The 12030-nt window shown below is 64.8% G+C and carries 8 protein-coding genes; 3 read left to right on the top strand and 5 right to left on the bottom strand.

The genetic code is table 11. From position 1 onward, the window contains the following. Positions 1-74: 74 nt before the first annotated feature. The 3 genes from C6Y53_RS02510 to C6Y53_RS02500 are packed head-to-tail and all read right to left on the bottom strand — an operon-like array spanning position 75 to position 6898. Positions 75-3044, bottom strand: coding sequence for a hypothetical protein (locus tag C6Y53_RS02510; RefSeq protein WP_106470986.1), 2970 nt, complete (start codon positions 3042-3044; stop codon positions 75-77). Between the two features lie 23 nt (positions 3045-3067). Then, positions 3068-5560: a hypothetical protein gene (locus C6Y53_RS02505; RefSeq protein ID WP_106470985.1), complete on the bottom strand. Its 2493-nt coding sequence runs from the start codon at positions 5558-5560 to the stop codon at positions 3068-3070. A 36-nt stretch (positions 5561-5596) separates the two neighbouring features. Beyond that, positions 5597-6898, bottom strand: coding sequence for a hypothetical protein (locus C6Y53_RS02500; protein ID WP_106470984.1), 1302 nt, complete (start codon positions 6896-6898; stop codon positions 5597-5599). 264 nt (positions 6899-7162) lie between these two features. Between C6Y53_RS02500 and C6Y53_RS02495 the strand changes: the two genes are divergently transcribed. Further along, a complete protein-coding gene (locus C6Y53_RS02495) occupies positions 7163-7816 on the top strand; it encodes a protein-L-isoaspartate O-methyltransferase family protein (protein WP_106470983.1) in 654 nt (217 codons plus the stop codon). Between the two features lie 86 nt (positions 7817-7902). Beyond that, entirely contained in the window at positions 7903-9318 is a 1416-nt protein-coding gene (locus tag C6Y53_RS02490; RefSeq protein WP_106470982.1) for a TolC family outer membrane protein, read from the top strand. Between the two features lie 4 nt (positions 9319-9322). Here the strand turns inward: C6Y53_RS02490 and C6Y53_RS02485 are convergent, their stop codons facing one another. Then, the gene (locus C6Y53_RS02485; RefSeq protein WP_106470981.1) at positions 9323-10780 is read right to left on the bottom strand and encodes a cobyric acid synthase; all 1458 of its coding nucleotides are present in this window, start codon (positions 10778-10780) and stop codon (positions 9323-9325) included. Positions 10781-10855: 75 nt separating this feature from the next. Continuing rightward, positions 10856-11185, bottom strand: coding sequence for a DUF6280 family protein (locus C6Y53_RS02480; protein ID WP_106470980.1), 330 nt, complete (start codon positions 11183-11185; stop codon positions 10856-10858). Positions 11186-11404: 219 nt separating this feature from the next. On the opposite strand from C6Y53_RS02480, the gene efp reads away from it, so the two are divergent. Next, positions 11405-11968 (top strand): elongation factor P, encoded by a 564-nt coding sequence (gene efp / locus C6Y53_RS02475; protein ID WP_106470979.1) that lies wholly within the window; start codon positions 11405-11407, stop codon positions 11966-11968. Positions 11969-12030: the final 62 nt, after the last annotated feature.

The following is a 12030-nucleotide window of genomic DNA, read 5'->3' as shown; positions in this document are numbered from 1 at the left end:
AAGGGGCAGTCGCATATTTTCCGGCAGGCGACGACACGCGGGACCGGCAATCGCGGTCTTCCCGGCCCGGCGGTCTATTTTTTCTTCTTCTTCTTCTCTTTCTCGTCTTTCTGTTTGGCCTGCTGCTTTTCCTGCTCGATGCGGATACGGAACCCGGCGCGGCGCACGGCATAGCCTTCGTGGGCCTCGTTCACATCGCGCCATTGCAGGATCACCTGCGCCTCGAGCGCATCCTTGTAGAGATCCATCTGCTTGTGCAGCCCGCCCTCTTCGGCCAGCGGCGTGAAGCCCTGCAGCGCCTTGCGCACCAGCGCGCCATAGGCCTTGTCGTAGTCTTCGAACCGGGTCGCCACCTGTTCGCAGGCGGCCAGCTGGTCGGCGGGCTTGGCGTCCTCCCCGGTCTTGGCGATCTCCTTGTCGGCGGCCTTGCAGGCGTCGCGGAACTTCTTTTCGCAGGTGATCAGCCGCGCCAGCGCCGCCGTCACGCCGCTGACATCGGTCTTTTGCAGCGGCGGTTCGGCGTCGGTGGTGGCGGCGAGGTAGAAACCCTGCCAGCTCTTGACCGTGACCTGCACCGGGCCGGGATGCCATTTTTCGCCATTGGGAACGGCGCGCAGCAGCACCGGGTCGTCCTTGTAGACGGTTTCGAGATACTCGACCACGAGATCGCATTTGGCACCGGCATTGGCCAGCGACTTGGCGTCGATCCCACACCGTTTCATGCCCTTCATCGCGGTGGGGTTCTTTTCGATGCAGGCGCCATAGGCCATCGCGTATTTCGACAGTGTCGGGTTGGCCCGCAGCGCGTCGCGCATGTTCTTGCGGTCCTCGGGGTCGGCCAACATCTTCTTGTATTTCGACCAGGCGCTGGCCATCGCCTTTTCTTCCATCACCGTCGAGGCGGCGCTCATGCAGGCCTCGGCCCCGTCGGCGGCGGCAGAGATCGCGACGCCCGCGGGCGCGGCCTGGCCCGCGACCTTGACGATTTCGCCGGCCAGCTTGATCGCCTTGAGCGCGACCACGATATCGGCCTCGAGATTCTGTTTCTGCTCGAGCCCGTAACGGTTGAGCATCGCGTCATACTGGGCCGACTTGGTTTTCTTGGCGTCGTCCACATTGGCCATCCAGATCAGCAGCCGGCGGGTGTGCTTGACGGCCTCGGCCAGCGCATAGATCAGCTGCACCGCGGCCACGCCGATGCCCGCGCCGGGGACGAACCCGGCCACCACGCCCATTGCGCCATTGGTGATCTGGTAGGCCATCTGGAACGCCATGTCGTGTTTCTTCTGGCGGATGATCAGCGTCTCGATCGTGTGCATTTCCTTCATGTGGTCCTGCGCGCCGATCTCGCCGTCGTCGCCCGGTTCGGCGAAACCATAGGCCAGTTCCGCCTCCAGCGCCTCGTCCGGTTCCTGCATGAAGGCCGCCAGCTGCCGGTCCTGTTCCTCGGCGGCGTCCTCTTCGAGCTTTTCCAGAGCGTCGAGGTTGAACTTGTCCTTCAGCTCCTGCTTCAGCTTGTTGGCGTCGAGAATGTCCGCGCCGAGACCCGAGGCGGTGGACAGGCCCTCGGCCCCGGTGTCGATGCCTTCGGACCGTTCGTCGTATTTCTCGTCGATCTCGTCCTGCGCTTTCTTGAGCGCGTCGCCCTTCAGCCCCTTCTCCTTGAGCGCCTTGAGCTCCTGGTCCTTCATTTCGTCGAGAATGTCCTCGCTGACGGTTTTGACATTCCCGATCAGATCCTTGGTGATGGTGTCCAGCGCTTCGTAGTAGCGGCCTTCCTTGATCGCCTTCACGACGGCAGGGGCCTGGGCGGCCTTGGCGATCACCGCGTTGATCGCCTGGCCGGTCACCTTGATCGCGGTGCCGGCGGAACCGCCCTTGGAGCCGACCGCGCCCAGCCCGCTTTCGATCGCCAGCCCGACCTCCTGGAACGCCTCGTCGACCTTGCCGTCCTTGAGCTTGTCGGCAAAACCGGCGCTGCGGCAGGCGGCGTTGATGGTCAGGTAGACCAGGTTCGCGGTGTCCTTGTCGCCGGTGGCCGTGGTCAGCACCGCCTTGAGCGCGACGTTGAAACTGTCCATCGACCCGATGAAATCGCGGTTCTGGACGATCTTGGTGCCGATCTCGCGGGTGGATTGCAGGCAGACGCGGGTGGTCTCGACGATCTTGGCCACGGCGACCAGGTCGGTTCCCAGCGCGCTGTCCTTGACATCCTTGACGCCCTCGCTGGCGGCCACCGCGTTGCCGGCCATCGAGGTGAAGGAGCTTCCGGCCTTGAGCAGATCGCCCGCGACGTTGAACCCGGCATCGACATGCAGCTTTTCCATCAGCTTGTCGGCCTTGCTCATGTTTTCCGTGTGTTCCTTCAGGCGCTTGTCATAGAATTCGTTTGCGCCCATGACCGTGCGCGCCAGTTCGGAATATTTCTGCGGGATCGCGTTTTCCGGGATGATCCCTTCGCGGTAGAGCGGTTGCCACAGGTCGTCCGACAGGCGTTTTTCGCCCATCTTCTTCTGCTCCATGAATTTCTCGTAGGTGCCCTTTTCCCGCATCTCGCGGATCTCGGTCTCGGACGGTTCCGGCCCGCCATAGATATAGACGCCATCCACCTTGGTTTCGCGCATCTTCTTGGACAGGTCCGCAACCTTCCTGATCGATTCCATCACCTTCTTGACCACCTCGGGGGGCAGCGCCTTCATGTTCGGCATGTCGTGATGGGTGTCGATTTCCTTCATCGCATCTTCGCTGGAGGACATCGACGACATCGTCAGCAGGCCCATCTTGTCCTTAGCCCATTGCCAGACATTCTGCGGCACCATGTCCACGTCATAGGACTGGCCGTCCTTGATGTCGCCGCGCAGCCCGTTGAGTTCGCTGTCGATTTCCTTTTTCAGGTCCCGCCGCATTTCCGAGGCGCGGTTCTGCGTCGCCTCGTCCTGCAGGGTCTGCCCCAGAACTTCGCCGATCCATTCGCGCTGGCGCGGCCAGTCCTTGGTCACCGGGCCGGTGAACGCTTCGTCGGGATTGGTCGTCACGTCGGTCATCTCATCTCTCCGGGGGCAGGGGGTCAGTCGACCGCGTGAATGATGTCGGTTTCAATCCGGCGCAGGGTGCGGTGCGCGCCCGACAGCAACGCCGCCTTGCCGAACGGGTTTCGCATCGCCTTCAGCAGCAGCGGGCTGGTGGTCAGGTGATCCATGTAGAGCGTCGTGACCTTCAGCACGTCCTCGCGGGCGCGGCGCAGGTCTTCGCGGCTGGCATCCTTGTTCCGGAAAACCTTGGCCGGTTTCTTGAATGCCGTGGCCTTGAAGAACTTGCCGGCCCCCAGCACCGCGTCGGCGGCCTTCTTTGCCTGCTTCTTGTCGGCGTCGCTGCCATTGGCCTCGGCCGCGTCCCGGATGCGTTTGGCCAGGTCCCCCAGCGCCACGTTCAGGCCCGCCGCCGCGCTGGACCAGTCTTCGTCGATGCGCCCGTAGTCACCGAGACCCGGCGGCACCCGCATATTGGCCAGGCTGTCCTTGCCTTCCTTGGCCATGGTCCACATGCTGGTCGCGCTGTCATAGTCCTTCTTGGCCAGGCTGCGCGCGTCCTTGGCCTGTTTGATCAGGTCCTGGTACTGGTCCTTGTAGGTCTCGCGCTGAGCCTTCGGCACTTCCTTGTCCCAGGCCTTGAGCGCGGTCTTGATCGTGTCGCGCAACTTGCCGATATCCTCTTCGCGCTGGTCGATCGCCTGCTGCCCGGTGCGGGCGTCTTGCAGCAGCTTGTCGACCATCGGTTTCTGGCGGCTGGCATGTTTGACATCGATCGCCAGGTAGGACCGGATCGTGTTCTGCAATTCCCGCATCAGCGCATCGACCTTGGCCACCGTGGTGGCCGGTTCGTCACGATAGATGTTGCGGATCTTGTCGATATCCTTGCGCAGCGATCCCTGGTAATTGCTCAGCTGGGTCGGCAGCTTGTCCTTTTCGGTGCCTTTCTTCTTTTCGTCCTTTACCTGCTGCTTGGTCAGGCTCTTCACGATGCTGCCGATCTTGGACATGTCGCTGTCGGCCTGTTTGAGGTCCTTGTCGATCTTGTCGCACCAGGTCTTCCGGGTCTCCCAGCGTTTCTTGAGACTGTCGGAATTGGTGACCAGCCGGTTCTGCAGATCGAAGAAAGCCGCCTCGGCATCGCGCGGCAGCATGTCCTCGGTGTCCCGGGTCAGGTCGTCCAGCTCGTGCTGGAACGTGTCGCATTCCTCGTCGTTCAGGCCGCCTTTCTTGACCTTGTCCAGGTTGGTCTGAAGCGCGGTGATGAACTTGGCGAACTGGTGGCCCTTCTTGTCCTTGCCGACCAGGAACTTGTCGTCCAGATACTTGCTCAGGTCCGGGTGCTTGAGGTCGGCGAGCAGTTTCAGCCCGTATTCGATTTCCGGTTCGGCGGCCTTGCACGCGTCGATGTTCTTGCCGTTGCCGACAAGGTTCTGCGCGATCTTGACCTGCCGTTCCAGGTTCTGCCGCAGTTTGTCGTTGAGCTTGGAATAGGGGCCTTTCTTGTCGGTCTGGAACTCATGCACGCCCTGTTCGAGCTGGCGCAGCTTTTCCATCACCGGCTCGGCCACCTGCCAATAGGCCTTGACGTGGCTCTTGTGTTCCCGTTCGGCGGTTTCGATGATGTCGGTCATCTCGGCCAGCGCCGTTTCGTAATTGTCGGCGGCATCGCGGTCGCATTTGGCGCGCTTGTTTTCCAGCTCAGGCGCGTCGGGATGGTCCCAGCGGGCCAGTTCGGCAATCAGCGCCAGCGCCTTGGTGTTGGTCTTCTTGTATGGGCCTTCCTGATCCCTGGCGTGCTGGTCCGCCTTTGCATATTGCAGCGCCAGCGCCATGGATTTTGATTTCGGGTTCTTCAGCAGGTTGTCCGCGCCGGTTTCCACCTTTGCCGCGGCCTGCGCGAAACTGTCGACGATCTTGTCGAGCGTCTGTTCCAGCGTCTTCGAGGCGGATTTCTCGGCCTTGGTCTTCTCTGCCAGCCCGCTCTTGTCGTCCGACGCCTCGGCCGCGGCCACCGCGCCATGGGCCTTGTCCAGCGCATCGGCCTGTCCCGCCGCCACCCCGTCGAGCGCCTTCAGGCAGGTGCCGAAGGCGGTCTTCAGAGAAGCGTGCAGGGGCGTCACCGGGTCCGGCAGGTCGATGGGTTCCTTCAGCCCCTTGGCGATCTGTTGCAGCGTGATCTTGACCGGTTTCAGCACCGCGCCGGTTTCGGTCATCTTGGCGGTGATGGCCGCGCGGGCCTCCTCCAGCCGCTGCTGGCCCGGCTGGTCATGCTCTTTGGCGCGTTTCAGCTGGGTGAGCTTTTCCGATGCTTCCAGGATCTCTTTGGCGCGTTCGACCGTCTTTTCGTCGGTCTGCTTCATGCCGGTCCGTTCCTCGACGGCCTTCATGTCGACGCCGCGGTTGGAGCCGGTGAATTCGACCTTGCTCCTGAGCCCCAGCGCCTTGGAGAATTTCCCGCTGCCGATTTCGCTTTCGCGCGACACCTTGGTCACGGATTTCTTGTCCTCGGTCTTGAGGTCGTCAGGCATCGCCGCCTCCGTTCAGAAAATGACTTGTGCCGCGGCTCAGATACCGAGCGCGCGGCCTATTTCATCGAGCTTGGCCTTGATCGGGCCGATCACCTGGGTGCTGGCGTCAAATTCGTTACCGTCAATGGCACTCAGAATGGGGTCGCTGTCGCAGAGTGATTTGAACGCGCCGACGGTTTTCGAGACCGTGGCCGCATGTTTGCGCCGGTCCTCGTCGGTTCCGGCATTCAGCAGGTCGTCCAGCTGGTCTTCCAGCGTGGCGTTGAGCCTGTTGATGGCGCTGTCGACCTTGCCGAAGGCGCTGGCCACCATGTCGCCCGTTCCGGGCGTGTCCGCATAGTAGCTGCGGATGGTCTTTTGCAGCGCGGCCACCTGCGCCGCGCTGCCCCGGCGCAGGTCGATCCATTCCAGCCGCGCCTTGCCCAGTTTCATCACCGATATGCCGCCGATATCCTGGCCGCCGGATGTCGGTTCCGGCTGTTCCTGCGGCGGCTCCGGCGGCGGGTCCTGCGTGGCGCCGCCCGACTTGATCAGCGCGGCGAGTTCCTTGGCCGCGCCGGTCGCGGCCGCGTCGTCGCCCTGGCGGATGGTCTGCAGCAATTCCGTCACCGTGTCGCGCTGGTCCGGGGCCTGGGCGAGAATGGACTTGGCCGCGGGCATCAGCGTCTTGAGCAGCCTGGCCGCCTGCGGAGAGATCCCGGCCGGTGCCGCATCCGCCGGTTTGGCCGTGCCCGCCTTGAGCGCCGGGGCCAGTTTCGCCGCCACTTTCAGCGCGGCGGCATAGTCGCCTGACCCGGCGCGGTCCAGCGCCATGGTCCAGGCCGCGCCCAGCTTGTCGGCCCCGGTGACGCCGCCGTCGACCGCCTGGGCGACCGCCGGACCCAGCTTGGCCTCGACCGCCTCCCATTTGGCTGCCAGCGGGTCGTCGGGGGTCTCGTCATCGGTCTCCGGGGGGGTGTCGTCCACATCGCTGACATCCTCGGCAGAGCCGTCATCCTCGATGAGATTGCCCTCGGCATCCAGCAGCTTGATCTTCATCGCGATCCCGGCGGAGGACAGGAACGCCTTCATCTTGCGGGCGATGCCGCTGGGGGGATCCTCGAAACAGTTGAGCGACAGGACCGTGGACTTGCACGCCATGGTGCCAAAGACCATTTTCGCGGTTTCGCCCTCACGCTTGGCCTGCTTGCCCAGCATGGCGGCGCCCTTGGTCCGGTGGGTGATCAGAACCGAGTTCTCGGGTTTCTTGCCGAGGCAGAAACCGAAGTTCAGGTCCTGCTTGCGCGCCAGCTTGAGACTCTTCTGGATCTCTGCCGCGCGTTCCTTGTCCGTGGCCACTGTGTCGCTCCTCCCCAGGTCAACGAAAGCAGTATCCCGAATCTGCAGAAAGAACTCAACTATTTGCAGAACAATTGATCGAACGCCTTTCCGGGCGCGCGAGCGGGGCGTCGGCGGGCGGTATTTGCACCCCGTGCGTCCCGGTGCCCGGCGGGAACCGGGATTCAAACGCCACAGCTGGCGATTTCGCGTGGCCGGGCCGTTGCCGGAAAGCGGGGAATGTGGCAGAACCCAACCAACAGACATGAGCAGATGAGTTGACCCATGACAGACTTCGCCATTCGCCGACGGATGATGGTCGATAACCAGATCCGGCCATCGGACGTGACCAAGTTTCCGGTGATCGAGGCGATGCTGGAGGTGCCGCGCGAACTGTTCGCACCCGATGCGATGCGCGAATCCGCCTATGCCGGGGAAAACCTGCCGCTGGATGGCGGCCGGGTGATGCTCGATCCGCGCACCCTGGCCAAGATGCTGGACGCGATCCTCCCGGACAGCGGCGAGATGGTCCTGGATGTGGGCGCGGGCTATGGCTATTCGTCGGCGGTGATCGCGCGCATGGCGCAGGTCGTCGTTGCGGTGGAACCGGATGAAACCATGGCCAGCGAGGCGCAGGAACGCCTGTCCGAGGCCGGGGCCGACAACGTGATCGTGCATCAGGGCCCATTGGCCGAGGGCGCGGCCGAACACGGCCCCTTTGACGTGATCATCGTGCAGGGCGGCATCGACCGTCTGCCCGATGCGATCGCGGCGCAGCTCAAGGATGGCGGGCGCATCGCCTGCATCTTCATGGACGGCGCGCTGGGAACGGTGCGCATCGGGCACAAGTCCGGCGGCACCCTGAACTGGCGGTTTGCATTCAACGCGGGCGCCCCGGTGCTGCCGGGGTTCGAAAAAGAAGAAGCCTTCGCCCTCTGACGGGGCGCAGGACGTTTGGGCAGAGCAGACAGGCGTGCGTACCGGAACCGATAATCCGGGCGCGGGTCAGCGATTGGAGGCAGGAAATGCGCAGGGACGAACTGGGACGACGGATCAGGGGCGCCGCCCTGGTGCTGGGCCTCGCGGTCGGCACGATACCGGCCACCGTATCGGCCGAGAATGTCGCCGACGCGATGGTGGGGGCCTACAACACCAGCGGCTTGCTGGAACAGAACCGGGCGCTGCTGCGTGCCGCGGACGAAGATGTCGCGCTGGCCGTGTCCACGCTGAGGCCGGTGATCGACTGGACCATCCGCGTGACCCGCGACCTGCGCAACGCGCGGGTCGGGCTGGCCGCGTCGAACACGCGCGACACCGATGCCTTTGCCGGGCTGACCGCCACCTGGCTGATCTACGACAACGGCGCGCGGAACATGAACATCCGGTCGGCCAAGGAAACCGTCCTGGCGACGCGGCAGACGCTGTTGTCGGTCGAACAGGCGATCCTGTTCCGCGCCGCCTCGGCCTATGTCAACGTTCTGCTGGGCGCGGAAAACGTGCGGCTGCGGGAAAACAACGTGCGGGTGCTCGAAGAGGAACGCCGCGCCGCGCAGGACCGGTTCGAGGTCGGCGAGGTGACGCGCACCGACGTGGCGCTGGCCGAATCCCGTCTCGCCGCCGCGCAGAGCAACCTCGCCGCCGCGCGGGGCCTGCTCGACAATGCGCGGGCGGAATATGAAAACGCGGTTGGCCGCAAGCCGGGCAATCTCGCCGGGCAGCCCCGGATCCCGACCATCCCGGCGACCGTCGACGCGGCGGTTGCAACCGCCGTGCGCAACCATCCCGACATCCTGTCCGCGACCCATCGGGTCGCCGCGGCGGAACTGGCGATCGAAAGCACGCGCCGCGCGCTTGGTCCGCAGGGCATTCTGAGCGCCGATGTGGGCGCCACCGAGGGCTGGGATTCGGACGACTACAACCGCAACGCGTCGGTGTCGCTGACGATGAAACAGACCATCTATCAGGGCGGCAGCAAACTGGCGACGATCCGGCGGGCGATGGCGACCCGCGATTCTGCTCGCGGCAACCTGCTGACGGTGCAGCGCGACGTGGTCCAGGGGGTGAACGACGCCTATTCGCGGTTCGAAGTGTCCCGCGCACGCCTTGCCGCCACCGCCGAACAGGTGCGGGCAGCGCAGGTCGCCTTTGACGGTATCCGCGAGGAAGCCACGCTGGGCGCCCGGACCACGCTGGATGTGCTGACCGCCGAACAGGACCTGCTGGACGCGCTGACCGCGCAGATTTCGGCCCGGTCCGAGGAATCCATCGCGAGCTACCAGTTGTTGCAGGCGCAGGGGTTGCTGACCGCGGAGCGGCTGGGGCTGGGTGTGCAGCTGTATGATCCGGTGATCTATTATCAGATCGTCAAGGACGCGCCGTCGGCCTATTCCAAGCAGGGCAAGGATCTGAACCGGGTGCTCGAGGCGCTGGGCCGGCGCTGACCGCTCAGGTCAGGGTCGGGGGCGCGGCCAGCGCCAGCAGCCGGTCCAGGTCCATGTGGGTTTCCAGATGCGCCGCCAGCGCGTCGAGGGTGGTGTCGACGCCGGCCTCATAGGCCAGGTCCGACCGCTGCCCGAGTTCGCGCAGGAGTGCCGCGCGAAACCCGTCCCGCGCGAACATCCCGTGCAGATAGCTGCCGCGCACCCGCCCGCAGGCCGATTGCGCCCCTTCCGGGCGTCCGTCGATGGTGAACCACGGCCGGTCCCGGTCCGGGCCATCGGTGCGGCCCATATGGATCTCGTAGCCTTCGACCGCCTCGCCGCCGGGCAGGGCGGAGGCTCGGACCCGAGACAGGGTCTTTTCGCCGGTCATCGCCGTCGCCACGTCGAGCAGCCCCAGCCCGTCCACGATGCCGGGGGCGCCGTCCACGCCGTCGGGGTCGGCAATCGTCCGGCCCAGCATCTGGTAGCCGCCGCAGAGCCCGATCACATGGCCGCCACGGCGCAGATGCGCCAGCAGGTCGATGTCCCACCCCTGCGCGCGGAAAAAGGCCAGGTCGGCCAGCGTGGATTTGCTGCCGGGGATCAGGACCAGATCGGCATCGCCGGGCAGGGCGCGGCCCGGCGGCACGATGTCCAGGCTGACAGCGGGTTCCGCCGCCAGCGGGTCGAGATCGTCGAAATTGGCCATGCGCGGCAACTGCGGCACCGCGATCCGGCAGGCTCCGCCCGGACGCGACGCAAGGTCCATCATGTCCTCGGCGGGCAGCCGCCAGGCACCGTCGAACCAGGGCACCACCCCCAGGCAGGGCCAGCCGGTGCGCTGGATAATGTCGTCGCGGCCCGCGTCGAACAGCGACAGGTCGCCCCGGAACCGATTTACGGCAAAGCCTACGATGCGGGCGCGGTCGGCTCTGTCCAGAACCGCCCGGGTGCCGACGATCTGCGCGATCACGCCGCCACGGTCGATATCGCCCACCAGCACAACCGGCACCTGCGCCGCGCAGGCAAAGCCCATATTGGCGATGTCGCCGGCACGCAGGTTGGTTTCCGCCGGGCTGCCCGCGCCTTCGACCAGCACCAGGTCGGCGTCGGCGCACAGCCGGGTGAAGCTCTCTGTCACCGCGCGCATCAGGCGGGGCCGGTCGCGCTGATACGCGCGGGCCTGCGCGTGGCCCAGCCGCTGGCCCTGCACCACCACCTGGGCGCCGGTTTCGGTTTCCGGTTTCAGCAGCACCGGGTTCATGTCGGAGCGCGGGTCCAGCCCGGCGGCGCGGGCCTGCAGCGCCTGGGCGCGGCCGATCTCGCCGCCATCGGCCGTCACAGCGGCGTTGTTGGACATGTTCTGCGGCTTGAACGGGACCACCCGCAGGCCGCGTTGCGCATAGGCACGCGCCAGCCCCGCGACCAGCAGCGACTTGCCGACATTGCTGCCGGTGCCCTGAACCATCAGCGCCCGCGCCATGCCGTTCTCCGTGGTGATGCGGCGAAGAAAAACGCGCCCGGACCAGGCGCGCTCATCTTCACCGGATAGGCGGGATCAGGCCGCTTCGGCCTGTTGCGCAGCCGCGGCCGCGTTGCGGCGTTCGCTTTCCTCGCGCGACAGCGCAACCGAGGTGCGCACGCCGCGCCCGACGAATTCCATCAGGCCGGTGACCACCCGTTCGTTCGGGTCGATGCCGGCACAGGTCAGGACCTCGCGGCCGTCGCGCGACCGGGCCCAGCGGGCGATCTGTTCGGGGCCGTTGCCGTATTTCTTGTCGTCGGCGATGGCGTCGTCCAGTGCGGCCAGCACGACGGCCGCGAAAAGTTTGCGGGCCCGGTTGCCTTGCTCGTTGTTGAAGGCGGTCCCGTCGATGAAGTCGTTCATATCGCTTCCTCGTTTATTCTTGCTCTTGTAATTTTCAGCGCGCCGCTCCTTATGACGGAAAGATATCGATTCGGATACAGCGCAGGCGCATAGCACCTATGCGTCCGGCGCATATCTTTCTGCGTACGCAGCACGAGATTTGGTTGTCTTGCCATGGTGGGGCGGGCCATATATAGGGCTGCGAAACTCTCCATCAAGGTCCAGAACAGGTTTGCTTTCATGCCCAAGATCAACGGTAACGAAATCCGTCCCGGCAATGTCCTGGAGCATAATGACGGCCTGTGGGCGGCGGTGAAGGTGGACCATGTGAAACCGGGCAAGGGCGGTGCCTTTGCCCAGGTCGAACTGCGCAACCTGCGCAACGGGTCAAAGCTGAACGAACGGTTCCGCAGCGCCGACAAGGTCGAACGGGTCCGGCTGGAGCAGAAGGATCAGCAATTCCTCTACGAAAGCGACGGAATGCTGGTGTTCATGGATGCGGAAACCTATGAACAGGTTGAATTGCCTGTCGAAATCCTGGGCGACCGGCGCCCGTTCCTGCAGGACGGCATGACCATCGTGGTGGAATTCTACGAAACCGAGGCGCTGAACGCGACGCTGCCGCAGAAGGTCACCTGCAAGGTGGTCGAGACCGAGCCGGTGGTCAAAGGCCAGACCGCGGCCAATTCCTTCAAGCCCGCGATCCTCGACAATGGCGTCAAGGTGATGGTGCCGCCCTTCGTCGGGCAGGACGAGATGATCGTCGTCAACACCGAAACCATGGAATATTCCGAACGCGCCTGATCCGCGCCCGCCGGGGGCTTGGCGAAACGCGGCATCGTCCCATAGGCTGGCGATGTCGACGC

It is taken from the genome of Pukyongiella litopenaei (assembly GCF_003008555.2).
In the GTDB taxonomy this organism is placed as follows: Bacteria; Pseudomonadota; Alphaproteobacteria; order Rhodobacterales; family Rhodobacteraceae; genus Pukyongiella; species Pukyongiella litopenaei.
Note: the sequence above shows the minus strand (reverse complement) of the source record. Positions and strands in the feature narration are given on the sequence as shown.